The sequence below is a fragment of the Streptomyces sp. NPDC026500 genome (assembly GCF_055567635.1).
In genome coordinates, this window is sequence record NZ_JBVHQB010000019.1 from 100230 (window position 1) to 124200 (window position 23971).

Here is a 23971-nt window from a genome sequence, read left to right on the forward strand (position 1 = left end):
TGCCCGAGTTCGGGCGCGCTGCCCCGCGTTCACTCAGGAGCGGGCTGTGTTCGAGTCCACGCTGCCGCAGCCGCCTGCGAGGAGGGCTGGATGGAGAAGACCTGTTCCAGACCGACCATCCGGAAGGTCCGGTGGACGCGGTCCGGGACCGCTACCAGAACGACGGACGCGTCGGCCGCCAGCGCGTGGTTGCGGGCGGCGATGAGAACCGTGATGCCGGTGGAGTCGCAGAAGGTGAGCCGGTCCAGGTCGATGACGAGTTGCTGACCGGGGGAGAGGGCGAGGCGAGGGAGCAGTATGCGGACCTCCGGCGCGCTGTGATGGTCCAGGGCGCCGATCAGCTCGACCACCGGGCCGGCCAGGGTGGTGCGGGTGCGGACGGTCAGTTCGTGGCTCACATCTGCTCTTCACTGCTGTGTCGGGGCACATTGAAGGCCAGGACCGCGGTGTCGTCGTCCACGCCGGTACCGAAGGTGTCGAGCAGGCCCCGGATCGCGGCCACGGCGTCACGGGCGGTCGTGGGCGCCAGCTCCTGGGCGAACTCCAGCAGGGCTTCGTCGCCGTAGCGGCCCTCGGCGCCGACGGAGTGGGCTTCGGTGAGGCCGTCGGTGTGCAGGAACAGAGTGTCGCCGGGGTCGAGGCGGACGCTGGTGGTGGCGATGTCGGCGTCGGGCAGGACGCCGATCAGCTGGCCGCCGGGAGTCGGCAGATAGTCGGCATGGCCGTCGGAACGCATCAGCAGGGCCGGCGGATGGCCGCCGCTGGCCAGGGTGACCTGGAAGCCGCCCTCGTCCCCGTCCGGGGTGAGCAGGCCGAAGATGACGGTGCAAAAACGCGGGTCGTCGCCGTTGTACTCGTGATTCAGGACGGTGTTGAGGTTGGCGAGCACAGCCGCCGGCTCGGGGTCGTACACGGCAGCCGCGCGCAGTGTGTAGCGCGCCAGGGAGGTGACGGCCGCGGCGGCGGCGCCCTTGCCGCAGACGTCGCCCAGGAAGAATCCCCAGGTGCCGGAGGCCAGGGGGAACAAGTCGTAGAAGTCACCGCCGACCTCGTCGGCGGATGCGACGTGGTAGTAGGCGGCGACATCCAGGCCGGGCACATCCACCAGGGTGGGGGGCAGCAGCGTCTTCTGGAGTGTGGCGTTCAGTCGCTTCAGGCGTTCGCGTTCCCGGTCCGATTCCTGACGGGCGCGCAAGAGCTCGGATTCGTACGTACGCCGGTCTCGGGCGTCGAAGACAGTGGTGCGGATCAGTAGCGGCTGTCCGTCACTGCCCGTGCGAATGACGGAGGTCACCAGAACCGGCAGCCGCCCGCCGTCAGCGGTTTTGAGTTCCAGGGCGATGCCGCTGATCTGGCCCTGCATGCGCAGCAGCGGGCCGAAATGGGTCTCGTGGTAGAGCCGGCCGCCGACGGTGAGCAGATCGGAGAAATCCCTCCGGCCCACCAGGTCGCCGCTTTCGTAGCCGAGCCAGTTCAGCAGAGTCTGGTTGATCTTCGCGATGCGGCCGTCCAGCGTCGTGGAGAGGTAGCCGCACGGCGCGTGCTCGTACAAGTCCTCCGCGCTGTCCTCCAGCAGCGCGGAGAACATGGCCTGGTCGTCACCCGGCTCAGAGCGCGGGGGAGAACTCTCGCTCTTCTCGTGGTCGTCGGTCATGCACATCAAAGCCCGGCTCCGACGAAGGCCGCGATCGCGGCAGCGGTCTCCTCGGGGGCGGCGAGCTGCGGGCAGTGCCCTGTGGCATTCAGTGTGATCAGCCTGCTGCCGGGAATCTGCGTCTGCACGAAGGCCCCCACCTCCGGCGGTGCGATCGCGTCCTTGGAACACTGTGCCACCAGGGTCGGAACCCGGACATGACACAGAGCCTCGCGATTGTCGGACAGGAACGTCACCCGGGCGAAGACCCGGGCGATGTCCGGATCGGTCCGGCAGAAGCTGTTGGTCAGCTCCTCACCCAGTTCAGGACGCTCCGGATTACCCGCGATCACCGGGGCCATGGCACGCGACCAGCCCAGATAGTTCGCGTCCAGCGACTCCAGAAGTTCCTCTATGTCCTCGGCGCTGAACCCGCCCCGATAGCCGGATACCGGGTCGTCGATGAAACAGGGAGAAGGGGCGAGCAGAAGCAGAGCACTGAACGCACCCGGCTCCTGTGTCGCGGCCACCACACCCATCATGGCGCTCACCGAGTGTCCGACGAACGTCACGGGACCCAGCTCGAGCTCGTGACAGATCTCCAGTATGTCCTCGGCGTAGCCGTCGATCGTGGAGTAGCGCTGCTCGCTCCAGGACGCCAGATCCGAGCGTCCCGCCCCCACGTGATCGAAGAGCACCACGGTGAAATCGCGCTCCAGCAGCGGCACCACCAGCCGCCACATGTTCTGGTCGCAGCCGAATCCGTGCGCGAGCATCACGACGGGGCCGCCCGTTCGGCCGGTCACCCTTACATGGTTCCTGCTCCGCACGTCCATACGGAACATCCTCGCAGACTGCCGCGCGGCCCGACCGCAAGTCCCGTCTGCCCCGTGGATCACATACGAGCGTCTCGCCGACGTGTGGATCACCGCCTCAGGGGCACTCAGTGCGGAAGACAAGCACGGGACCCAAGTGCCGACAGGGACAGGGCTCGCCTCGACGGAGAGCTGCACCGCAGAACGCCGTCGTCACGGACACATGACGCGTCCGCCTCCTCGATTCCTCAGCCGGCTCGGCATCGGTGCGCGAGAGGAGGACCCAGGTCGTCCCGCGCCGTACCCGACATCGGAGGCAGGCAGTGACCACCCAGACTTTGACGCCCTTGGTCCCCCCGATTCTGCTGGCACCCGGGGTGTACCGGCCCCAGCACGACACACGCCTTCTGGCGCGGGCGCTGAGCCGGGAGGACATGAACTCAGGCACCCGGGTGCTGGAGCTGGGAACGGGCAGCGGTGCCCTGGCACTGGAGGCGGCGAGACGGGGAGCCCGCGTGACGGCTGTCGACATCTCCTGGCGGGCCGTGCTGACCGCGCGCCTCAACGCGGTGATCGCCCGGAGGCATGTCACTGTGCGCCACGGCGACCTCACGGCCGCGGTGGCGGGTCAGTCGTACGACCTGGTGATCAGTAATCCGCCCTACGTGCCCTCGCCCGACGCCCGCCTCCCTCGTAAGGGCGCTGCTCGGGCCTGGGAGGCGGGACACGACGGCCGGATCCTGGTGGACCGGATCTGTGACGCCGTGCCCATGGTGCTGCGGCCCACCGGCGTACTCCTGGTGGTTCATTCGGGGCTCTGCGGTGTCGATGCCACCTTGGACAGGCTCGCGGGCGCCGGCATGGCCCCGGTCGTCACGGACCGGGCCATGGTTCCGTTCGGACCGGTACTGCGGTCCCGCCTGCCGTGGCTGCGCCGGAGGGGCCTGCTCGGCGACGAGGACGAGGAAGAGCTGGTGGTCATCCGTGCCGAACACGCCTGAACGACCGCGCCGTGTCCGGGTCGACCCCGATGGGCCGCTGCTCGTGGAGGGGCCCGTCGAGGTGATCGCGGAGGACGGCAGCGTCAGTGTCTCGCGCCGGTTCACCGTGGCCATCTGCACCTGTCGACGCAGCCGCACCTATCCCTGGTGCGACACCAGTCACCGCCGCCGCCTGAAGCCGGACGGCGAGACCACCGGGCCCGCCGGGTCGTCCGGGGGTTGCCGAGCCGAGCCCGGCGATGCGGCCGGCCGGGCAACCGGGCCGAAGGGAGCCGAGTGATGTCCACCGCACAAGAGGCCCGACTGTCCAGCCCGCCGCTGCCCGCCCCGCGCGGCGCGCTGTCCGCCGGCGTCTTGTCCGCTCTCGGCCACGGACTGCCGGTACCGGGACCGGAAGGGGCAGTCGGCGCCGATCCCTACGGTGACGATCTGCAGCTCGCTCTGTATGTGTTGTACGAACTTCACTACCAAGGGTTCGACGCGGTGGATGAGGAGCGCGAGTGGGACCCCGACCTCCTGCTCCTGCGCCGCGCACTCGAGCAGAGATTCCTCACCGCTGTGCGGGCCGACGTCCCGCGCCCGGTCCCGCTGAAGCAGGCGCTCGACGATCTGCAGATCGAGCCCGTGGGCCACGACGAGACGAGCATCTCGCATTATCTGCAACGCGATGGCGAACCGGGCCAGTTGGCGGAGTACGCGGCGCTGCGGTCGCTCTATCACCTCAAAGAGGCGGACCCGCACGCCTGGGTCATCCCGCGGCTGCACGGCCGCGCCAAGGCGGCGATGGTGGCGGTGGAGTACGACGAATTCGGTGCGGGGCGCCCGGAGGAGATCCATGCCAGGCTCTTCGCCGACCTCATGGAGGACCTCGGTCTGGAGACGGCATACGGCCACTACCTCGATGCCGCCCCGGCCGCGGCACTCGCCACCGTGAACCTGATGTCCCTGTTCGGGCTGCACCGGGCGTTGCGGGGCGCACTTGTCGGACACTTCGCCGCTGTCGAGGTGACGTCCTCTCCGGGCTCACGCCGACTGGCGAAGGCACTGCGCCGCATCGGTGCCGGGCCGGCCGCCATCCGGTTCTACGACGAGCACGTCGAGGCGGATGCTGTCCACGAACAGGTCGTACGACACGACGTGGTGGGCGGTCTGCTGGAGAGCGAACCCGCGCTGGAGCCGGACGTCGTCTTCGGTGTCCAGGCCACCACCCTCCTGGAGGACCGGCTCGGCGCCGTGCTTCTCACTGCCTGGCGGGAGGGACGCAGTGTGCTTCGCGTCCCTGCTCAGCGCGGTGGACAGGGCCCGGAACTCCAGCCCTCGACCTCGGCACTTCCTCACTTGGGACAAGAAGGCGGTCCGCATGAGTGATGGAGCGCTCGTGTTCCGAGGATTTGGCATTCGGTGCGCGCACCGAATGGCTCAATCGACCACTCCGCGAGTCACCTCGCAGGCAGGGAATCACCATGGACAACAACCGCGAGATGGATTCGGCGCACCAGGTGCCCAAGGGCGTCGACGAGGAAACGGTGGACGCCCTGGGGGCGCTTTCGAAGGCTCTGGAGACCACGGAGCGGGCCCGCGGCCACCTGTACGGGTTCCACCAGTTGACCGGGACGGCGGACTTCGAGCTCGGCGAAGCGGTGCGGCTGCTGCGTGAGGCGGGTCACGACGAGCAGGCCGTCCTGGTCGAACGCGAACTCGTCGGCCGCAACGTCATCCCCGGCCACTGGACGTTCCAGATCGTCGAGGCTTACAACTCGACCTACTATCGACCCTTCGCCGCAGTGGAAGGCGACATCGTCGACGAACTCGCCGCCGGACGGGATCACCTCCTGGAGGCCCGCCTCAAGACGGCCCGTCGCACCCGTCGGCACCCCCACCACACCGCCACACCTCCGCCGCCTGATCGGTGAACCGCGTTCGGCAACTGCCGGAAAAGAGGCTTCGGATCCTCGACGGACTCGCCCCTGCCGCGATACTTGCCGGCGATGCGCTTCGCCATGGGCGTCCACGCCTGTACGACCTCGTCACGCAGAGCCCGCTTCTCGGGCCCGTCAGCGAGAGCAGCCAGCTGGGTGAGTGCGACAGCGCTGTCGGGGGCTCAAGGTGGGTACGTCGCTTCGGGGTGATCTCGGTGCGCATGGACCGGCCACCCGCTCGGCGGGTGGCCACCCGCCGAGCGGGTGGCCGGTCGCGAGGCCGGTGGCGGGCCGACTGTCGAACCCTCCGTTGAGCGGGTGGGTGAAAGGGTGGGCCGTGCCCCTTCTCACGGTGGCCGCACCGAAAACCGCGAGGCATACCGGCCGGGGTCGGGGGGGGGCGACCACGAATCATTGTCGCTGATGGTCGGGCGAATGCCCGGACAAGGGCGGCCCCTACCAGTAGTGCCGTCGTCCGCCGACCTCACGTCCTACCGCTCCCAGAATCCACAGCAGAACTCCGATCGCGACCAGGATGATTCCGATGGTCCAAAGGATTCCAATGCCCGCGACGAGACCCACAACGAGCAGAATGACTCCGAGGATGATCATGGTTTCCTCCGGTGACGGGACGTCGTCTGCGGGCGTCCTCATCCTTTGCCACGGGTCCCCGCCTTCCCACGAGACAAACGCGGATTCGGAGGCGTCGACAGACACGGTCCGCCTAGGTCGCGGGATTCGCTCCCACGGCTTGCCGATAAGCCACGTGGCCGCCCAGCGCACCGCTCACAGCGACGGCTGCCATGCCGCCCAACGACCACAGCTTGCCCTTCGTCGGGTGACGACGGAGCCGCGCGGTCAGGGATGCGGCGTAGAACGCCACCGCCGCCACGTTCGCGACCGCATGGGCCAGTCCGACCCGTGCCTGCTCGGGCGGCAGGTCCGCCCAGTCGGCCCAGCCCGCGACCGCCGCCGGGGCGACCCCGGCCAGACCGACGGCCGTGAGGGTGGTAGGCGCATGCCCTCCTCCCGGCACGACGTCCAGTACGGCGGCAGACAGCCAGCAACCGATCGGCACCTGTACCAGAAGGGGATGGACGGGATGGCCCAGCGGTCGGCCGCGCAGCAGTTCGCGCACCCCACCCAGCGGGAGTGAGCGGATTCCCCGCTGGAGGGCTCGGATTGCCGGGTCCGCAACCGTCGACCGTTCCATGTGGTCCAGGCTTGTCAGCCACCATGTCGACGCCGTGTCCAGAGGGGAGGGATTCCTGGTTTGCGTGGAGCTGTCGAAGGCGTGTGTGTTCATGTACAACGGCTACCCGGCATCGCGCCGCTGTCTCGCCGTGGCCTCGACTGCACCCGAACGGTGTGCCTCCCAACGGTGGAGTCCTGACGGTGGAGTCATGGCCGGGTGCCTTCGCGATCTTCCACGGTCACGACGGCGAGTGGCCGGCCGTCGTGGTGGCTCCAAGGACGCCTGAGGTCCTGCTGCGCAGAATGCCCGTACCGAAGGGCACCCGTCGATCCCGACCTGGTCGCCTGGTCGGCGCCCGACCAGGCATCGCCTGCCGTACGAACGGGCCCTGGGCGTCCGGACATGGGCGCAGGCAGCACTCGGAGTCCCCGTGCACATCGGGGTCGCACCGGTTGGCCAGCGACCTTGCCTATGACGTCGTCGGCGCCGCGCGCCTCGGCTCGTCCCCATCCTCGTTGCCCGGCTCGCGGGGATCCGCGGAGAGGAGAACGGCGGGCGGTTGCGGTTCGCGGCCTGCTCCCGGGTCGGGCTGCGGCTCAGGCGATCCATCAGGCATGGGGTCTTCTCCCGAGGGTGGCAGGACAGTGATCCGTATCGCGGGTCGCTACGGCCCGATGTGGGTGAAGGGGGTCCACAACCGGGGCTTGTCGGGCGCGAGAGCGGGCCGATCCGCCCGCGCGGAGTGCCTGCCGACCGACTCCCCGCGCCGCCCGGGGTGCGACGTCGCCTCGTTGCCTGTAGTGGCAGGTCGCGCGTGCGGAGTACATCGGAGGGGGTTCAAGGCCGCGACCCCGCCCTCCCGGCCTTCCACAGGAGGCGCAGGACGCCGTCACAGCGCTCGCGCCGCGTAGGCCCGCACATCCGCGTCCGAGTCCGCCGTCGCCGTGGCCAGGGCCGCACGGGCGTCCTCGGCGGCACGGTGCGGGTCAACGCGAGTACGGCGGCCTTGCGTACGTCGGCGTTGGGGTCGGCGAGGGCCTTGGCAAGGGCAGGGATGGCCAGGCCGGGGTCCGCGGCCGACAGGGCTGTGGCGGAGCCGACCCGGACCTGCCAGGCCGCGTCGGACAGTGCGGCCACGGCGCGGGCGTCCAGCGGTGGCGGGCAGCCTGTGGCGCCCAGTGCCTCGTAGGCGGCCGCACGCACCAGGGCGTCCATGTCGTCGATGAGCTCGGCCAGGGCCGAGTGGACCGGGCCTGGCCCGGGGCCCGTCGGCCTCGTGTCGCCCAGCCGCCCCGCCACGGTGGTGCCCAGTGCCTTGGCGATCGTGACGCGGACCTCGCGGGACGGGTCTGCGGCCGCGCGGGCCACCGCTCTGGTGGCGTCGACCGACACGAGCGCACGCACCGCCTCGATGCGGACGGCAACGCTGGAGTCCGACAGGGAATCGGCGAACAGTTCGGCGTCGCCGAGGCGCAGGGCACGCAGCACGTCCAGTGCGGCGGCACGCACGACGGGGTCGTCTCCGGACAGGGCTGCGGCGAGGCCGTCGCGCAGGGCCTGTTCGGGCGGCAGCGTCTCGACGAGTTCACGCAGTGAGCCGGCCGCGGCCTCGCGTACACCTGCGTCGGTGTCGACGAGTGCCGCGGTGAGGGCAGGCCCGGTGCCGGGCGGCACGGTCTCCGTCAGGACGGTGACGGCCGTCCGTCGGACGGTGGGATCGGCATCGGCCAAGTAGGGCACGATGGCGCAGAGTTCGGGTTCCTCCTCCGCGAGCGCCAGGAGCTGGAGCAGGCGTGGTGTGGTCGGCGCGTCGGTGGTGGCACCGCGGTGGGCGGTCGTGCCGCTCGGTGACGGCTCGTGTGGCATGGTCACCGGCGCCGCTTCCCGGGCCCCCGCCGTCGCCACCTGCTGCGGGTGGACCTCACCGAGATGACGGGAGGGGCCGCCGACCGGGGTGAATCCGTCGACCGGAACGAGATACGGAGCCACCGGGCGGGTGCTGAACTCCATGGTTCCGGACGGGGACTTGTACAGGTCCAGGTGGTGGAACCAGGACGTGTCGTCGCGCCGCGGGTGGTCGAGGCGGTCGTGGTAGAGGCCCCAGCGGGACTCCGTGCGCGACAGGGACGCCCGCGCCGCCATCTCCGCGCAGTCGCGGATGAAGGTGACCTCGGCACAGCGCATCAGCTCGTGCGGGGTGCGGGCGCCCATCGCGGCGATGTCCGCGCGCATCCGCTCGAACGCCTCCAGGGCGAGTGGCAGCCGGGCGCCGGACTTCGGCGGGGCCACGTAGTCGTTCACGAAGCGGCGCAGCTTGTACTCGACCTGGGGCTGCGGCGGACCGTCCGGGTGGTGCAGGGGGCGGTAGATCAGCTCGTGCGCCTCGCGCAGTTGGCCGGAAGGCAATTCGCCCTCGTACGCCGTGTACTGGGCCGCGTCGGCGCCCGCCAGGTTGCCGAACACGAACGCGCCGATCATGTAGTTGTGCGGTACGCAGGCCAGGTCACCGGCGGCGTACAGACGCGGGACGGTCGTACGTGCGTGGTCGTCCACCCGTACTCCCGAGGCCGAATGGCCGCCGCACAGACCGATTTCGGAGATGTGCATCTCGACGTCGTGCGTGCGGTAGTCGTGGCCGCGACCGGAGTGGAACGTGCCCCGGGTCGGGCGCTCGGTCGAGTGGAGGATCGACTCCAGGGCCGCGACCGACTCCTCCGGGAGGTGGCTCAGTTTCAGGTACACCGGGCCGCGGTCGGACGCCACCTCCGCAGCGAACTCGGCCATCATCTGCCCGGACCAGTAGTCGGAGTCGACGAAGCGCTCCCCGTGCCGGTTGACCTGGTAACCGCCGAAGGGGTTCGCCACGTACGCGCAGGCCGGGCCGTTGTAGTCCTTGATCAGCGGGTTGATCTGGAAGCACTCGATGCCGGTGAGTTCGGCGCCCGCGTGGTACGCCATGGCGTAGCCGTCGCCCGCGTTGGTCGGGTTCTCGTACGTGCCGTACAGGTAGCCGGAGGCGGGCAGGCCCAGTCGGCCGCAGGCGCCGGTCGCCAGGATCACGGCGCCCGCGCGGACGGTGACGAACCGCCCCGTACGGGTGTTGAATCCGGCCGCCCCCACGGCTTGCCCCCGCGCCGTCAGCACGCGCACCGGCATCACCCGGTTCTCGATGCGGATCCGCTCCCGCATCTCACGCCGTCGCAGCTGCCGGTACAGGACCTTCTTGACATCCTTGCCCTCCGGCATGGGCAGCACGTAGGAGCCGGAGCGGTGCACCTGGCGGACCGCGTACTCGCCGTGCTCGTCCTTCTCGAACTTCACCCCGTACGACTCGAGGCGCCGCACCATGGCGAAGCCGCGGGTCGCGGTCTGGCGGACCGTGGACTGGTCGACGATGCCGTCGTTGGCGCGGGTGATCTCGGCGACCTAGTCGTCGGGTTCGGCGCGGCCCGGGATGACCGCGTTGTTGACGCCGTCCATGCCCATGGCGAGGGCGCCGGAGTGGCGGACGTGAGCCTTCTCCAGCAGGATCACGTCCGCGCCGTGTTCGGCGGCCGTCAGCGCCGCCATGGTGCCGGCGGTGCCGCCCCCGATGACGAGGACGTCGCAGCTCAGTTCCTCGGCGTCACCGAGGGCGGGGATCTCCAGGGGGGTGTTCACGGGGGTGGTCACCGTAGTGCCTTTCAGGTACCGAGCGAGGAGAGGACTTCGCGTCGCAGCGCCACGCGCGCCGGGTCGTCGTGCGCCGCGCGGTCGCGGGGGTGAGGCACGTCGTGCAGCGCGGCGAGCCGGCCGGCGCCGAGCAGTGCCACCCGGTCGCCGAGGAACAGGGCCTCGTCGACGTCGTGGGTGACGAACACGACGGTCGCGCCCGTGCCGCGCAACACCTCCACCAGCAGATCCTGCATACCGGCGCGGGTCTGGGCGTCGAGGGCGCCGAAGGGCTCGTCCATGAGGACGGCGCGCGGCGCCGGCGCCAGGGCGCGGGCCAGTTGCGCCCGCTGGCGCTGGCCGCCGGAGACGCGGTGCGGCAGTTGTCGGGACTGCTCGGCGAGTCCGACCCGGGTGAGCCAGGACTCGGCCTGGGCGCGGCGTTCGGCGCGCGGCAACCCCCTTATGGCGAGGGGTAGTTCGACGTTCCCGCGCAGGGTGCGCCAGGGCAGGAGGGCGTCCTCCTGGAAAATCAGGGCGCGGTCCGCGGAGGGACCGGTCAGCAGGCGTGTGTCCTGGGTGACTTCTCCGGCGAGCGGTGACAGCAGTCCCGCCAGGGTGCGCAACAGTGTCGACTTGCCGCAGCCGGAGGGGCCGACGACGGTGAGGATCTCGCCGGGGGCCACGTCGAGGTCCACCCCGTCCAGCACCGGCGCTCCCGGGCGGCCGAGGGTGGCGTCACGCAAGGCGAGGGCCGCCCCGGTGCGCGACGGTGAACGGACGTCAGACGAGCTGGTCATGGGGCACGTCCTTCTCGGTCCTGGGTGCTATCGGTACGGGGGTGGTGGCGCTGCGGGCCCGACGCGGGATCTGCGCGCCGGGCACGTACGACGTACGCGGCAGCCAGCGGGTCAGGCGACGGCCCAGGACCTCCACGGCCGTGGACGTGACCCAGCCCAGGACACCGATCGTGACCATCCCGACGAACACACCCGGATAGTTGACGATCGTGTAGTCCTGCCAGGTGCGGTAGCCGACGCCGTACTGGCCGGAGATCATCTCGGCGGAGATGACACAGATCCACGAGACGCCGAGGCCGACCGACAGGCCGCCGAAGATGCCGGGCAGCGCGCCGGGCAGGACGACCGAGGCGAGGATCCGCAGGCGGCCACCGCCCATGGTGAGCACCGCCTCTTCCCATACGGGAGTCAGCGCGCGGACGGCGTGCCGGGTGGAGACCAGGACCGGGAAGAAGGCTGCGGTGAAGGTGATGAAGACGATGCCCTGTTCGTCGGAGGGCAGGAGGAGGATCGCCACAGAGGGAGCGGTGCAGGAGGCCGCTCATCGTGATGCGGTCGCCGCGGAACCGGATGAACTCCAGGTCGACCGGGCGGCCGTCGGCGAGATGCGTGAGCCGTTCCAGCATGAGGACGGCCGCGCCGCGCGGGGCTTCGAGTACGGCGGCGGAGTGGGCGTCCGCGGTGACCGCCTCCAGGGTGATCTCGGCCTGACCGAGGGGTTGGCCGGTGATGGTTTCCAGGAGGCGGAAGACGTCGGTGTTCTCCAGGTCGGCGCCGAGCAGGGCGGTGCCGACGTCGAGGGGATGTAGGTCAGGTCGAGAGAGAGGGGCAGGCCGTTCAGGCGGCGCAGGCGTTCGACGTAGAGGACGTCCGTGCCGGGCGGGACGTGGAGGCGTTCGGCGACCGGGGCGGGCGCGGGGGCGGGGCCCACCGTGCGGACCTCGTTGGTGACCCGGCCGTGTTCATGGAGGGTCTCGGCGAGACCCATCAGGCGGTCGAGGCCGTGGGGATACTTCTGGGCGACGACCACGGTGCCGACGCCGGGCTGGCGTTCGACGAGGCCTTCGGCGCGCAGGAGGTCGAGGGCCTGGCGGACGGTGTTGCGGGAGGCCCGGTAGTCGCCGGCGAGGATCGACTCGTGAGGCAACGTGCCCGTGGGGAAGCCGCCGGTGAGGAGTTGGTGGCGGAGGAGATCGGCGAGCTGCCGGGCCCGGTCGGTGCGCAGCCGGCGCCGCGCGCGGTGGGCGGCGACGGTGGTCGCGCCCTGGCCGGCGTGGTCTCGGATGCGGTCGGTGGGAGGCATGGGTCGAACCCTATCGATCCGATAGGGATAGTCGTGTTACTGGAATATTGCGCCACCTGATGCCTGACCGAATGCGTCGCTGACCTGGGGTTTCCGGCCGCCGACGGGGAGTTGTGCCAGCCGCTGCCGGTTCGGTGGAGGGGTGCCGGACGCTGCGGAGCGCGATCTGCTGCGCAGTCGGTCCCGACGTCGCCACGCCGGATCGGGGGTCCGGCCGCCGTGTGGCACCGTCCGTGGCTCCGCTCTCCAGGGAGGGGCGGATTCGATGTTTCCGCAATGTGAGACCTGCCCGGAACTTGTTGACCGACGGCGTGGACGTCTGCTCAACTCACGTTCCATGACACCGCGCGTGGAATTGACCCGGAGGCGCCACATCGACCTGGCGCACGTCTCCAGCGCGTTCTGTTGTCGTTGATCCCCAACGTGTGTCGCTGATCCGCGAAGCGGTCCTCGGCAGCGTCCGGTGTGCGCCGAAGGCGTAACTCCGGCAGGTGCGGTGCGTAGCCGCCTCGGCGGTGTCTCCCGAAGGAATGCGGTTCCGCCCGCATGACTGCCTTCTTCTCTCGGTCCTCTCCGCGCTCCTGTTCTCCCTCTGGGGGGAAGCGGGTGCGGCACAACGCGAGGGCGGCGAGGGGATGCGCCCTCGGCTGTGGGCCAAGGGCACGCCCTGCAAGTGACGTGGGCCCGGGGGGACTTCAGCACGCCACCCCGGACGGTGTGCGCCGGGCGGCGTGGCGGCACGACCTCCACCACACAGCCTGACCTTCGTGCGGTACCTCCTGCCCAGTCGTCGAGGCCCTCGCACCGCGAGCGGGGACCACATACGGGTTTCGTAGCCGTTCGTCGCCGCCATCACCCACTCCGACTCTCAGCGCCCGACAGTGCGCCAATCCTCGAGAGGGACCCCCTCATGCCTCCATCCATCCGCAAACTCACGGGCCGCATCGGCGCGGTCGTCGAGGGCGTCGACCTCACGGCGCCCCCCGATCGCTCGACGATCACGACGCTCCGACACGCCCTCGACGAGCACAAGGCGATCGTGTTCGACCAGGTGCACCTCGACAACGCCGGCCAGGAGCGCGTTGCCGGGTGGTTCGGCGAGCTCACCACCGCGCACCCGAACGTGCCGGCCGCCGACGGCACCACGAACGTGCTCGCCGTCGACAGCGAGACGTCCAAGGCCAACGAATGGCACACGGACGTCACCTTCGTGGTCAACCCGCCGCAGCTCACCACGCTCCGGTCGATCGTGACCACGCCGTACGGCGGTGAGACGCTCATCGCGAACGCGGCCGCCGCCTATCGCGACCTGCCCGAACCACTCCGCGCCCTCGCGGACTCGCTGCGCGTCGTACACACCAACCAGTACGACTACGCGCGCCCTTCGGCCGCGTCGGAGCTGCGCGAGGAGTACGACCGGGTCTTCGTCGCGACGCCGTACGAGACCGAGCACCCTGTCGTGCGGGTGCATCCGCTGACGGGCGAACGCGGCCTGTTCATCGGCGGGTTCGCCAAGCGGATCGTCGGCCTGTCGGGAGCCGAGTCGGCCGATCTGCTGCGCATCCTCCAGTCGTACGTGACCCGCCCTGAGAACATCCTGCGCTGGACCTGGGCCCCCGACCAACTGCTGATCTTCGACAACAGGATCACCCAGCACTACGGGGTGGACAACTACGACGACCACCCGCGTCGCCTCAACCGTGTGACGGTCGCGGGGGACGTGCCGGTCGGTGTCGACGGGCGGCGCAGCGAGCAACTCCTCGGTGACGCCTCGCACTACAGCAAAGTGCTGGAGGTGGCTGTCCGATGACCGAGCTCAGCCTCGAGAGGCCGGCCGTCGTCCCGGCGGCTGCCGAGCCGACGAGCGCCCGGGGACGCGAGGTCTTCCTGCCGCGTGACGCCCGCCGCCAGACCCCGCTCCGCACACTCCGCGAGCGGCTGCGCTGGCCACTGGGGATCTACACGACCCCGGTCGTGATCATCATCGCCTGGGAAATCCTGGCCAGGGCCGGAGTGCTGAAGAAGACCTATGCTCCGGCACCGACCTCTATCGTCAATTCGGCCGTCGACCTGTGGCAACAGGGCCTCCTCGGACCGGACTTGGCCATCTCGCTGCAACGGGCCGGCATCGGACTCACGATCGGTCTGACGGTGGGCATCGTCAGCGGGGTGCTCGGCGGGCTGCTGCGCAGCGGCGAGTATCTGTTCAACGGTGTCGTGCAGGTGCTGAACACTATCCCGCTGCTGGCGGTGCTGCCGCTGATGATCGTGTGGTTCGGCATCGACGAGCTCACGAAGGTGCTGTTGATCTCGTTCGGTGCGGGCGTCCCGATGTATCTCAACCTGTTCGCCGCGATCCGGGGTGTCGACCAGCGGCTGATCGAGATGGCGCGGACGACGGGCGCGGGCACCTGGCGCCTGGTGACGCGGGTCCTGGTGCCGGGTGCCCTGCCGGGGTTCCTGGTCGGCCTCCGCTTCTCCCTCGCGTACAGCGTTCTGGGACTCGTCGCCGCCGAGACGGTCAACGCAGACAAAGGGCTCGGCTTCCTCATCACTCAAGGGCAGACCTACCTGCAGACCGGCCAGGTCTTCGTGGGGCTGGTCATCTACTCGCTCCTCGGTCTGCTCGCCGACCAGTTCGTCCGGGTTCTCGAGCGGGTGCTGCTGCGGTGGCGCCCCAGTTATGAGGCGGCATGAGCACCACGGTTTCTCCCCACGGCACACGGCCCCGTCGGCAGACCGGCGCCGTCGTCGAGAATGTCGTCCGCCGGTTCGGGGACCGGGTCGTCCTCGACCGACTGGACCTCACCATCGCCGATGAGGAGCTGGTGGTCCTGCTGGGCCCCTCCGGCTGCGGCAAGAGCACCCTCCTCAGGTTGCTGGCCGGTCTCGACCGGCCCGACGGCGGGCGGGTGGAGGTCCCGGCGAAGCGCGCGGTCGTGTTCCAGGCCGACCGTCTGCTGCCGTGGCAGCGGGTGCTGCGCAATGTCACCCTCGGTCTGCACGGACCGGACGCCGATCAGCGGGCCCTCGACGTGCTCGACGAGGTCGGACTCTCGGGCCGCGAGAGGGCATGGCCCAAGGAGCTCTCCGGCGGCGAGGCCCAACGGGTGTCACTGGCGCGGGCACTGGTCTCGGAGCCCGAACTCGTGCTGCTCGACGAACCGTTCGCCGCGCTCGACGCGATCACGCGGCTGCGCATGCACGACCTCGTCCGGGCTCTGCGCAGCAAGCACTACGCGGCCATGCTGCTCGTCACCCACGACGTCGACGAGGCGATCGCGCTGGCCGACCGCGTCGTCGTCATGAGCGACGGACGCATCGGCACCTCGCACCGTGTCGAGCTCTCGGCCGCGGACCGCGAGGCGAGCATCGCTCGCGAGGAGCTGCGTTCCGCGCTCCTGGAAGACCTCGGCCTGGCCAACCAGCACTGAACTCTTCCGACACCTACTGACTTCCCTCTCCACCCCCCGACTTCTTCCAGCACACCCACCGACTTCTCCCGCCCCAGCACAGAAAGCACGTGAGAGACCATGTCCAGAAGAAGCTCCCGAATCGTCGCAGCCGTCGGCCTGCTCGCCCTGGGGGGCACCCTCGTCGCCTGCGCATCGACGTCGGAGGCCGCCGCGCCCCTGAGCAGTTCCAGCGGATCGGGCGCCGGCAGCCACCCCGAGTGGGCGAAGTACACCTTCACCATCGGTGACAACGGCGGTGACGGCAGCCAGGAACTGGCGAAGATCACCGGCGTGTTCGACAACGCGTCGTACAAGGTGAAGTTCGCCCGCTTCACCTACGGCCCGCCGCTCGTGCAGGCGGCCGCGTCGGGTGACATCGACCTGGGCAGCGTCGGTGACGTGCCTCCGATCACCGGCGCCGCGAAGGAGTACGGCTTCAAGGTCGTCGCCGTCAACCGTTCCCTCAGGCCCACCCAGGCGAACGAGAACATCATCGTGCCGAAGGGCTCGACGCTGAAGACGCTCGCGGACCTCAAGGGCAAGAAGATAGCTGTGCCGCAGGGCAGTTCGGCTCACGGTCTGGCCCTGAACGCGCTGAACAGCGTGGGCCTCACCCCCAAGGACGTGAACCTGGCCTTCCTCGACCCGGCGGCCGGCGCCACGGCGTTCAACACCGGCAAGGTGGACGCCTGGTCGATCTGGAACCCGCAGTCGGCGATCGCCGTCAAGAACGGTGCGCGGATCCTGGCGAAGGGTCTCCCGCCGATCGACCAGACGAGCAGCTACTACGTCGCGAGCGAGAGTTCGCTGAGCGACAGGACCAAGCGAGCGGCTCTCACCGATGTCCTGCAGCGCCTCGCCCACGAGTTCGCGTGGGCGATCAAGCACGAGGACAAGTACGCGGAGGCGATCTCCAAGGAGGAGGGCATCCCCCTGGAGGACGCCAAGGTGTCCCTGAAGGCCTTCGAGACGCGGGTGACCCCGGTCGCGAAGCCGGACATCGCGGCGGAGCAGAAGCTCGCCGACGCCTTCCTGCAGGCGGGCCAGATCACCAAGAAGGTCGACGTCTCGTCGATCACCGACAACCTCCTGCCGGCCGGATACGACAGCTCGAAGCTGTCGGTCGGCTGATTCAGCGCACCACGAACGGACTGGAGAGCAGTTGTGAGCGACCAGAAAAGACGCCGGATCCACCTCAACGCCTTCCTCATGGAGGCGGGACACCACGAGGCGGCATGGCGACTCCCGCACAGCAACCCGCGAGCGGACTTCGACCTGCGGCACTGGATCGAACTGGCTCAACTGGCGGAGAGCGCCAAGTTCGACTCGCTGTTCCTCGCGGACGGCCCGGCGATCACCGGCACGGGCGAGTTCCGGCCGCCGGGCCAGCTCGAGCCGCTCACCCTGCTGACCGCGCTGTCGCAGGCGACCAGCAGGATCGGACTCATCGCGACCGTGTCGTCGACGTACAACGAGCCCTACAACCTCGCCCGTCGCCTCGCGTCGGTCGACCACGTCAGCGGCGGCCGGGCCGGCTGGAACATCGTCACCTCGGCAGGCGCCGACGAGGCGGCCAACTTCGGCCTCGTCGACCGTCCGGACCACGCCGAGCGGTACGCCAGGGCCGACGAGTTCCTGCACATCGCCAAGGCACTGTGGGACAGCTGGGAGTCCGAGGCCGTCGTCGCCGACAAGACCACCGGGCGCTACGCCGACCCCGCCCGGTTCCACAGGCTCGACCACCGGGGCAAGCACTTCTCGGTGGCCGGCCCGCTCAACGTCGAGCGACCGCCGCAGGGTCACCCCCTGCTCGTGCAGGCCGGCTCCTCCGAGGACGGCAAGGACTTCGCGGCACATCACGCCGAGGCGATCTTCACCGCCCACCAGACGTACGAGCGCGCGGCCGACTTCTACGCAGACATCAAGGCCAGGACCAGGGCCGCGGGGCGTGACCCGGACGGCGTGATCGTGCTGCCGGGAATCGTCCCCTACATCGGGTCGACCGAGGCGGAGGCCCGGGCGCTGGCGAAGGAGTTCGACGACCTGCGCGTCCCGGACTACGGGCTGCGTCAGCTGGCCGCCGTCTTCGAGACCGAGCCGTCGGTGTTCGAACTCGACGAGCCGCTGCCGGACTTCATTCTCGCGCGACCGAAGCTGGAGGGCTCGCAGAGCCGCTCCGACCTGATCATCGAGCTCGCCGTGCGTGAGAAGCTGACGGTCCGCCAGGTCATCTCGCGGCTCGGCGGCGGCCGTGGCCACTTCGAGTTCGTCGGCACGCCCGAACAGGTGGCGGACGCGATCATCACGTGGTTCGAGGGCGGTGCCGCGGACGGGTTCAACATCATGGCGCCGGCCCTGCCGTCCGGCCTGGAAAGCTTCATCGACCACGTCCTGCCGATCCTTCGCGGCAAGGGCCTGTTCCGTGAGGAGTACGAAGGCACCACGCTTCGTGAGCACTACGGGCTGGCGGTGCCGGCCAACCGGTTCCATCCGGAAGAGCTCGCTCTGTGAGGTCGGCTGTGGGCGCGCAGTGTCAGGGGTTGGCCCAGGCGTCCGGGGTGGTGGTCAACGCGGAGACCTCGGGAGGCAGTTGGGCCGATGCGACGTCGGCGAGCGAGACGCCCTCGAGGATCTCGCGCACGTTGGACCGCAGCGCGATCCACAGGGGGAGCAGGGACTGGGCCGGGCCGGTGTAGGAAAGGTCCGGGGGACGGACCCCGCGGACCGAGACGAGTGGTCCGTCCACGGTGCGTATGACGTCGGCGATGCTGATGGACTCGGCGGGCTTGGCCAGGCGGTAGCCGCCGTTGCCGCCGCGCTGGCTGAGCACGAGTCCGCCACGGCGCATGTCGTTCAGGATGCCTTCGAGGAATTTGTGCGGGATGTCCTGGGCGTCGGCGATGGCCTCGGCCTTCAATGGCACGTCATCCCGTGACGCGGCGAGCTGCAGCGCGGCGCGTACCGCATAGTCCGCCCTGGCTGAGATCCGCATGGGTGCATTATCCCGTACGGCTTCGGTCGGTTTCCATCGCGGGCGGTCCGTCGGGCAGGAGGGCACGGGTCCCTGTCTCGGGCCCGACGGCCCAGGTGCCGAGGTGCCCGGGCGGCCGCAGGCGTGCAGCGGTCGGGGTCGCCGCCATCGATGACGGGGGTGCGTGAAGGGTCGGTACCGCCGGGGCGATGGGTCGCCGACCGCGACCGTCTCTGCGGCTCCACCTCGGTGCCGGCGCATGGGCGACGGCACGGCTCGCGCGGCCGCGAGTTGCCGTCCTCGCCCGCGCGGTCCCCTGTGGAGCATGCGCGCGCCCTTTCTCTGATCCGGCGCTCCACGGCCTCCCGGTCAGACAGGCAGGACGAACGGAGGATGCGCACCATTGAGGAAGTAGTCCCCGACGTCCCGGAGCCGGTGGGCGACGGGGTCGTACAGGGCGAGGGTTCGCGCATTGCGCCAGAAGCGGTCGAAGCCCAGCCGCGAGGACGCGGAGCGGACACCGAGGATGTCGAGGGCACGTGTGGTGGACTCCTGCGCAGCCCTGGAAGCGGCGGCTTCGGCCATGGCCACGAGGACGGAGATCTCCGCGTACTCGTCGTAGGTCAGGTCTTCGCCGCGTGCCAGCCCGCCGTGCACGGCTTGCACCGCCTGCTCACTGAGTGCGGAGGCGGAGCGGGCGAGGACGGTGAGTTCTCCGTAGAGGGTCAGCATCCGCGGGTCCTGGGGAGAGCCGACCGGCCAGGCGGGATGCCAGAGCGAGTGGCCCGACCTGCTGCATTCGCGGACTTCGGCGAGCACTCCCTCGGCGATGCCGAGAAGGAGCTGCACGGAGAGGAGGCGCCCGACCGGCGAGGCGAAGGCAGTCAGGGGTGACAGGACATCCTCGTCCGCTGACAGGGAGCCGAGAACGTTGTCGGCGGAGACCGGTACGGCGTCGAACTCCACGCTGCCGCCGGCCGCGAGCCGCTGGCCGAAGGTGTCGGCGTCGCCGTCGATCCTCACGCGGGGATGGGCGGGATCGACGACGACGGCGAATGGTTCGCCGGTGTCGGCCCGCTCGGCCCGCACGGCGATGCGGTCGGCGACCAGGACCCCGGTGGCGTAGCTCTGCCGCCCGTCCAGCACGAAGCCGCCGCCTTTCCTGGCCAGCCTCAGGGGCGGTTCCTGGCGTGCGAAACCACCACCCCAGGCCAACTGCTCGGCCGCGGACCGCCGTTCGACCCGAACGGCGCGGGCGGGCTCGGTGAAGAACTGGGCGCTCCACGACAGGAAGTAGTGACAGCCCAGCAGTTGACCGATCGCACCGTCCGCGGCGGCGATCTCCCGGACGACGGCGTAGGCCGTGGGCCAGTCCGCGCCGCCTCCCCCGGCCCCGGCCGGTACGAGGAGCGTCAGCAGTCCGGCCTCACGCAGTCGGGACACCTCGTCGAAGGGGGTCTTGCCCGCCTGTTCCCTGGCTACCGCGTCCGTGGCCAGGTCGTCCGCCGTTTCGCGGGCCGCGCGCAGCCAGTGTGCACGGTCGGGTCGGGTCCGGTCCGACTCCGAGGTCGTTCCGGACGGAGCGGTGGCAACGCCCATGGTGGTGGTCTCCTCAAGGTGGTGGCAAGGCGCGGTGTTGGAGCCCGCCGGCTGGTCGGGCATGTACTCGGAGCCCACGCGCCCGCGGTGACGACCCGGTGCGGACGGCACCGTCTCGCGTGTGCCGCACGGGAGGTGAGTCCGTGCAGGCGACCGGTCGGATCTCCGGCCGTGTCGACGTCCTTGGCGAAGAGCCGGGTGGGATCGGCGCCTTCGGGGACGAGCACGAGGTAGCCGGCGAGAGGTGCGGAGCTCTGTTCAGCGGTGCCACCACGAGCGGAGGTGGCGGGTGCCGGGGAGTGCGACGTGGGTGCCGCGTGCCCTACACGCGACAGCAGGCGGCGCTGGCGACGTGACCAAAGTCGACATGCCGACGACGAACGAGTCGTTGCTGCGTATGGGCCATGTACATCATCCTGCGCATCGGCTGGACGGGCGGTCAATACTTTCCTAGTAAATCGATAGGAAATATAGGGAGCGCAGCATCACGGGCGGGCTCACCGGCCGCCTCGCTCCTGGCCGAACTCCGCGCCGCCGCGGACGAAGTGGGGTTCTTCCACGTCACCGGACATGGCGCTCCCGCGTTTCATGGGCGAGACGCCTTTCCGGTAATTCCCAGGGCCGATCCGCCTTGATGACGTAGCCTGGGTACACCGACGCGGGGTGGAGCAGCTCGGTAGCTCGCTGGGCTCATAACCCAGAGGTCGCGTGGTTCAAATCCCGCCCCCGCTACGAACATCCGGCCTCTTGCGATACATGTCGCAAGAGGCCGGAGTGCGTGGCCGTCCGCTCGTGCGTATGCGTTCGACCACGGGCTCCGAGACCAACTGGTGTGGGGCGAGAGCTTGTTGTGAGGGCGGCCTGGCGGCGTGGCGATTCGCGGGCGATGGGATGGTCTGGCCGGTCCACGGCGGTGCCGGAACTGGGTCCGAACCGGCATGCCGGTTCACCTGACGAATGGTCAGGGGCGTCGGGCGGGAGCGCAGTTGAACCTCGCCGGTGCCGGGTGCGCCGGGCCGCCTACACCGCCTCGGCGCCGGCCGGCCACCCCCGCGTCCTGATGCGGCTCGACCTGGGCGCACGGTCGGGCCTCGGACCGGTGGCGGCAAACTCGGCCACGAATCAGTCGGCGCGCGATGAGATGCCGGACGATGCCAGACCGCTCCACGGGGCGATTCGTCGAAGTAGCCCTGGTATGAGGTGGTCCTCTCTAGCATGGGACGCCGGGTGGGAACCCGGGCGGGGGAGGGGCGGATGGGGACTGGGGCGTACCGCTGTCACGGGGCTGTCGCGTCTGTGCCGGGCGAGGGCGGCGGAGTCGCGGGTGGAGGCGCTGGTTCAACACGCGCGGACAGCTCCGCCGCGTGCGTCGCCTGCGTCAGTTCGACCAGCTGCCGCGCGGTCAACTGCCCCGAGACGTGGCCGTGTTTGAGCAGCCAGCGCTGCTGGCGCTGTGCGGGTGCGAGCGTCCAGCGGGACACGGCTACAACGACCTGGCGGCCGAGGCCTGCCACGATCGTCACCAGGGCGGCGAGCACGAGTCCACGCCAACCCTGCCTGACACCCAGAATCGCGAGCGGCGTTCCCGCGGATACCGCCAGCGCACGGGAGAAGGTACTCATCGGGACCACCCACCGGCGACGACGGGACGACCGGGCGTGGAACGCCCTCCTGTACGGAACATGGGTGCCTCCTCGGGCTCGGGGCCGTACGGAGGGTCAGGCCGGGTCCGGCGGATTTTTCCCGCGTCCCGAGCAAGTTTTTTCAACAGGCTTTCTCCGACTGCCGTTTCCGCAGCTCACGGGGGCGCCGGATGAATGAGCGGGCTTCGGACCACACGCTGGCCGGCGAGACGGATGAGGAACTGCTGCGCCTTTTGGCGCGGTACCCGGACCCTGCCGCCCGGGCCGACGTCTACGCCGTGATCGCGGAGCGCCACCGCCCCGTCGTCCTGCGATTCGTCGCCGGCCGCGTGGACGCCGACGACGCGCCGGACATCGCGCAGGACACGTTCGTCGATGCCTTCCGCTACTTCGACCAGTACACATCGCTGGGACCGCCGTACCAACTCGAGGCCTGGCTGGTCGAGGTCGCCCGGCGCCGGGTGCTGAAGTACTGGTCGCGAGGCCGCAAGGAGCGCCCAGGTACGGCCGACGGCGCGGTCGAAGAGCTGAAGGAACGCGAACACGTCGTCGAGGCGGGCCACGACCTGATCCGCCTCGAACGGGTCCATCGGCTCCTGGGAACGGTGTTCGAGAGCCTCGACGACGACCAGCGGGACCTCTATCGACTGCGGAACCTCGGAGGCCTGACGGGCCGGGAGATCGCGGCCCGCAAGGGCGGGGACCCCAACGCCGTCAGCAAGGCGTGCACCAAGCTCGACAAACTGGTGGCCAAGCGGTTCCACGTCCTGCTGCTGGTCCGGGACGGCGGGACCCGGTGTGCGGCGCTCGGCGAGCTGCTCGCGGACCATGAGCGGCAGAACGGCCCCGGCTACACAGCGGCCCTGGCCGAGCGCGTGGTCGAGCACTACAGCACCTGCCGGACCTGCGGCAACTGTTCCGTGTGCCGCACCACTCAGCAACGGCTCATCTGGCAGGCCGCCCCGGTCGCCATTCCGGTCATCCTGGCCGCCGCCTTCCGCGAGCGCGTCGAGCTGGCCATCCAAGAAGTCTCCAACTCCAGCGGCATACCCACCCGTTCGCCTCAGGAGCCGCCCGCGCCTCCCGGACCTCCGGACGGCCGACCGCCGGCGCCGGGCACGGGCAGGACGATCCGGAGGCGGGCCGTCCGGACCGGAGCGGCCGTCGCTGTGACGGCCGTCCTCGCCCTGCTCGCCCTCCGCGCCCTGAACGCGGGCGCGGCGCCGGACACCGCTCCGGACCAGCGGACCGCGGCGGCATCCGCTGTCACATCCGCGATGCTCAAGCAGGGGCTGGTCGCCTTCGACATCAACGCCAGGCCGCCGGGCGACCCGAACTTCTTCGTCGGACAGGGCCGGCTCGACATGACCCGAAAGCCGGTCAGAGCCGCGACACATGTGCTGTACGACTACGGCGAGGGCCACAACTGGACTCCGCCGGACATCGTGCTGGTCGGCCGGAGCGCGTATGTCACCCCGGACAACACACCGGCTACCAAGGGCGCCGGAGCCTACGGGGCCACCAAGGTCGTCCCCGTGCCCGTCACCGGCACGGTCACCGACCTCTCCGTCCGCAACGCGATGGAAGCCCAGTGGCTCGCGCAACCCGCCGACCTGTCGGCCCTCATCGCGAAGGCCTCGGGGTTCACGGAGAAGAAGCAGCGGGACGGCGGACCAACTCTCCACGGCACCGCCACGCTGAGCGACCTGGCCGCCGATCCGACGGTGGGAGCCTTCTACCGCCCGTACCTCAAGACCTCCCCGTCCGGAACGGCAACCTTCACCCTGGCAACCGACTCCCGCCACCTGCCGACGTCGTTGACACTGAACATTCCAGTCACCCGGACGGACGGCTACGCGGCTGAAAAGCCCGTCGACACCTTCAGCATCACCTACAGCAACTGGGCCGACGGGAAACCCATCACCGCCACGGACCCGGGCAGGCCGACCCCGCAGTGGGGCGGTACGGCCTAGCAGGGCAGAGGCC

Annotated in this window: 19 protein-coding genes, 1 tRNA gene and 4 pseudogenes; 11 read left to right on the top strand and 13 right to left on the bottom strand. The window is 70.0% G+C overall.

From position 1 onward, the window contains the following. Positions 1–29 precede the first annotated feature (29 nt). The 3 genes from ACZ4N5_RS30350 to ACZ4N5_RS30360 are packed head-to-tail and all read right to left on the bottom strand — an operon-like array spanning position 30 to position 2469. The gene (locus tag ACZ4N5_RS30350) at positions 30–398 is read right to left on the bottom strand and encodes an STAS domain-containing protein (RefSeq protein WP_467760239.1); all 369 of its coding nucleotides are present in this window, start codon (positions 396–398) and stop codon (positions 30–32) included. Continuing rightward, entirely contained in the window at positions 395–1660 is a 1266-nt protein-coding gene (locus ACZ4N5_RS30355; RefSeq protein WP_467760240.1) for a PP2C family protein-serine/threonine phosphatase, read from the bottom strand. Before ACZ4N5_RS30355 ends, ACZ4N5_RS30350 begins: the two co-directional genes overlap by 4 nt. Beyond that, complete coding sequence (locus ACZ4N5_RS30360) at positions 1660–2469, bottom strand: alpha/beta fold hydrolase (RefSeq protein WP_467760241.1); 810 nt, start codon at positions 2467–2469, stop codon at positions 1660–1662. The genes ACZ4N5_RS30355 and ACZ4N5_RS30360 overlap by 1 nt, the downstream gene beginning before the upstream one ends. 302 nt (positions 2470–2771) lie before the next feature. Here ACZ4N5_RS30360 and ACZ4N5_RS30365 point away from each other — a divergent pair, with 302 nt between their 5' ends. The 4 genes from ACZ4N5_RS30365 to ACZ4N5_RS30380 all read left to right on the top strand — a co-directional run bounded on the left by ACZ4N5_RS30365 (position 2772) and on the right by ACZ4N5_RS30380 (position 5362). Next, positions 2772–3449, top strand: a complete 678-nt coding sequence (locus ACZ4N5_RS30365; protein WP_467760242.1) for a HemK2/MTQ2 family protein methyltransferase — start codon at positions 2772–2774, stop codon at positions 3447–3449. A 61-nt stretch (positions 3450–3510) separates the two neighbouring features. Continuing rightward, positions 3511–3729, top strand: a complete 219-nt coding sequence (locus tag ACZ4N5_RS30370; RefSeq protein WP_467760301.1) for a CDGSH iron-sulfur domain-containing protein — start codon at positions 3511–3513, stop codon at positions 3727–3729. After that, positions 3729–4817, top strand: coding sequence for an iron-containing redox enzyme family protein (locus tag ACZ4N5_RS30375; protein WP_467760243.1), 1089 nt, complete (start codon positions 3729–3731; stop codon positions 4815–4817). The genes ACZ4N5_RS30370 and ACZ4N5_RS30375 overlap by 1 nt, the downstream gene beginning before the upstream one ends. A gap of 95 nt (positions 4818–4912) precedes the next feature. Further along, the gene (locus ACZ4N5_RS30380; RefSeq protein ID WP_467760244.1) at positions 4913–5362 is read left to right on the top strand and encodes a hypothetical protein; all 450 of its coding nucleotides are present in this window, start codon (positions 4913–4915) and stop codon (positions 5360–5362) included. A 35-nt stretch (positions 5363–5397) separates the two neighbouring features. Here the strand turns inward: ACZ4N5_RS30380 and ACZ4N5_RS30385 are convergent. The 7 genes and pseudogenes from ACZ4N5_RS30385 to ACZ4N5_RS30415 form a co-directional block, all read right to left on the bottom strand. Next, positions 5398–5550 (bottom strand): annotated as a pseudogene (locus tag ACZ4N5_RS30385) (B/F/G family RNA polymerase sigma-70 factor); the annotation flags it as partial. Between the two features lie 274 nt (positions 5551–5824). After that, positions 5825–5980, bottom strand: coding sequence for a DUF6131 family protein (locus ACZ4N5_RS30390; RefSeq protein WP_467760302.1), 156 nt, complete (start codon positions 5978–5980; stop codon positions 5825–5827). 112 nt (positions 5981–6092) lie between these two features. Next, a complete protein-coding gene (locus ACZ4N5_RS30395) occupies positions 6093–6581 on the bottom strand; it encodes a DUF2231 domain-containing protein (RefSeq protein WP_467760245.1) in 489 nt (162 codons plus the stop codon). Positions 6582–7452: 871 nt separating this feature from the next. Next, positions 7453–10235: pseudogene (locus tag ACZ4N5_RS30400) on the bottom strand (fumarate reductase/succinate dehydrogenase flavoprotein subunit). 11 nt (positions 10236–10246) lie between these two features. After that, positions 10247–11014, bottom strand: coding sequence for an ABC transporter ATP-binding protein (locus ACZ4N5_RS30405; protein ID WP_467760246.1), 768 nt, complete (start codon positions 11012–11014; stop codon positions 10247–10249). After that, a pseudogene (locus tag ACZ4N5_RS30410) lies at positions 10998–11531 on the bottom strand (ABC transporter permease); the annotation flags it as partial. The pseudogene ACZ4N5_RS30410 and the gene ACZ4N5_RS30405, both read right to left, overlap by 17 nt. A gap of 91 nt (positions 11532–11622) precedes the next feature. After that, a pseudogene (locus ACZ4N5_RS30415) lies at positions 11623–12317 on the bottom strand (GntR family transcriptional regulator); the annotation flags it as partial. 910 nt (positions 12318–13227) lie between these two features. On the opposite strand from ACZ4N5_RS30415, the gene ACZ4N5_RS30420 reads away from it, so the two are divergent. From ACZ4N5_RS30420 to ACZ4N5_RS30440, 5 genes are all read left to right on the top strand, one after another. Further along, positions 13228–14127 carry a TauD/TfdA dioxygenase family protein gene (locus ACZ4N5_RS30420; protein WP_467760247.1) on the top strand — a complete coding sequence of 300 codons (900 nt, stop codon included), beginning with the start codon at positions 13228–13230 and terminating at the stop codon, positions 14125–14127. Further along, positions 14124–15014, top strand: coding sequence for an ABC transporter permease (locus tag ACZ4N5_RS30425; protein WP_467760248.1), 891 nt, complete (start codon positions 14124–14126; stop codon positions 15012–15014). The genes ACZ4N5_RS30420 and ACZ4N5_RS30425 overlap by 4 nt, the downstream gene beginning before the upstream one ends. Then, positions 15011–15751 carry an ABC transporter ATP-binding protein gene (locus tag ACZ4N5_RS30430; RefSeq protein ID WP_467760249.1) on the top strand — a complete coding sequence of 247 codons (741 nt, stop codon included), beginning with the start codon at positions 15011–15013 and terminating at the stop codon, positions 15749–15751. The genes ACZ4N5_RS30425 and ACZ4N5_RS30430 overlap by 4 nt, the downstream gene beginning before the upstream one ends. Before the next feature lie 99 nt (positions 15752–15850). Then, positions 15851–16903, top strand: coding sequence for an aliphatic sulfonate ABC transporter substrate-binding protein (locus ACZ4N5_RS30435; protein WP_467760250.1), 1053 nt, complete (start codon positions 15851–15853; stop codon positions 16901–16903). Positions 16904–16936: 33 nt separating this feature from the next. After that, positions 16937–18283 carry an LLM class flavin-dependent oxidoreductase gene (locus tag ACZ4N5_RS30440; RefSeq protein ID WP_467760251.1) on the top strand — a complete coding sequence of 449 codons (1347 nt, stop codon included), beginning with the start codon at positions 16937–16939 and terminating at the stop codon, positions 18281–18283. Positions 18284–18305: 22 nt separating this feature from the next. Here ACZ4N5_RS30440 and ACZ4N5_RS30445 read toward each other — a convergent pair whose 3' ends face one another. Next, positions 18306–18764: an RrF2 family transcriptional regulator gene (locus ACZ4N5_RS30445; protein ID WP_355858772.1), complete on the bottom strand. Its 459-nt coding sequence runs from the start codon at positions 18762–18764 to the stop codon at positions 18306–18308. A gap of 348 nt (positions 18765–19112) precedes the next feature. Next, entirely contained in the window at positions 19113–20342 is a 1230-nt protein-coding gene (locus ACZ4N5_RS30450) for an acyl-CoA dehydrogenase family protein (RefSeq protein WP_467760303.1), read from the bottom strand. A 657-nt stretch (positions 20343–20999) separates the two neighbouring features. Here ACZ4N5_RS30450 and ACZ4N5_RS30455 point away from each other — a divergent pair. Continuing rightward, positions 21000–21074: transfer RNA gene (locus ACZ4N5_RS30455), tRNA-Met, on the top strand. 545 nt (positions 21075–21619) lie between these two features. Here ACZ4N5_RS30455 and ACZ4N5_RS30460 read toward each other — a convergent pair. Beyond that, positions 21620–21964, bottom strand: a complete 345-nt coding sequence (locus ACZ4N5_RS30460) for a hypothetical protein (RefSeq protein ID WP_467760252.1) — start codon at positions 21962–21964, stop codon at positions 21620–21622. A gap of 191 nt (positions 21965–22155) precedes the next feature. Between ACZ4N5_RS30460 and ACZ4N5_RS30465 the strand changes: the two genes are divergently transcribed. Continuing rightward, a complete protein-coding gene (locus ACZ4N5_RS30465; RefSeq protein WP_467760253.1) occupies positions 22156–23958 on the top strand; it encodes an RNA polymerase sigma factor in 1803 nt (600 codons plus the stop codon). Positions 23959–23971 lie beyond the last annotated feature (13 nt).

What these genes read in the sequence shown, in the direction of transcription:
- ACZ4N5_RS30430 (WP_467760249.1), top strand. Translation starts at nt 15,011, where the DNA reads ATGAGCACCACGGTTTCTCCCCACGGCACACGGCCCCGTCGGCAGACC.
- ACZ4N5_RS30460 (WP_467760252.1), bottom strand. Translation starts at nt 21,964, where the DNA reads ATGAGTACCTTCTCCCGTGCGCTGGCGGTATCCGCGGGAACGCCGCTC.
- ACZ4N5_RS30450 (WP_467760303.1), bottom strand. Translation starts at nt 20,342, where the DNA reads ATGGGCGTTGCCACCGCTCCGTCCGGAACGACCTCGGAGTCGGACCGG.
- ACZ4N5_RS30375 (WP_467760243.1), top strand. Translation starts at nt 3,729, where the DNA reads ATGTCCACCGCACAAGAGGCCCGACTGTCCAGCCCGCCGCTGCCCGCC.
- ACZ4N5_RS30355 (WP_467760240.1), bottom strand. Translation starts at nt 1,660, where the DNA reads ATGTGCATGACCGACGACCACGAGAAGAGCGAGAGTTCTCCCCCGCGC.
- ACZ4N5_RS30445 (WP_355858772.1), bottom strand. Translation starts at nt 18,764, where the DNA reads ATGCGGATCTCAGCCAGGGCGGACTATGCGGTACGCGCCGCGCTGCAG.
- ACZ4N5_RS30395 (WP_467760245.1), bottom strand. Translation starts at nt 6,581, where the DNA reads ATGGAACGGTCGACGGTTGCGGACCCGGCAATCCGAGCCCTCCAGCGG.
- ACZ4N5_RS30435 (WP_467760250.1), top strand. Translation starts at nt 15,851, where the DNA reads ATGTCCAGAAGAAGCTCCCGAATCGTCGCAGCCGTCGGCCTGCTCGCC.
- ACZ4N5_RS30360 (WP_467760241.1), bottom strand. Translation starts at nt 2,469, where the DNA reads ATGGACGTGCGGAGCAGGAACCATGTAAGGGTGACCGGCCGAACGGGC.
- ACZ4N5_RS30420 (WP_467760247.1), top strand. Translation starts at nt 13,228, where the DNA reads ATGCCTCCATCCATCCGCAAACTCACGGGCCGCATCGGCGCGGTCGTC.
- ACZ4N5_RS30390 (WP_467760302.1), bottom strand. Translation starts at nt 5,980, where the DNA reads ATGATCATCCTCGGAGTCATTCTGCTCGTTGTGGGTCTCGTCGCGGGC.
- ACZ4N5_RS30465 (WP_467760253.1), top strand. Translation starts at nt 22,156, where the DNA reads ATGAATGAGCGGGCTTCGGACCACACGCTGGCCGGCGAGACGGATGAG.
- ACZ4N5_RS30405 (WP_467760246.1), bottom strand. Translation starts at nt 11,014, where the DNA reads ATGACCAGCTCGTCTGACGTCCGTTCACCGTCGCGCACCGGGGCGGCC.
- ACZ4N5_RS30425 (WP_467760248.1), top strand. Translation starts at nt 14,124, where the DNA reads ATGACCGAGCTCAGCCTCGAGAGGCCGGCCGTCGTCCCGGCGGCTGCC.
- ACZ4N5_RS30380 (WP_467760244.1), top strand. Translation starts at nt 4,913, where the DNA reads ATGGACAACAACCGCGAGATGGATTCGGCGCACCAGGTGCCCAAGGGC.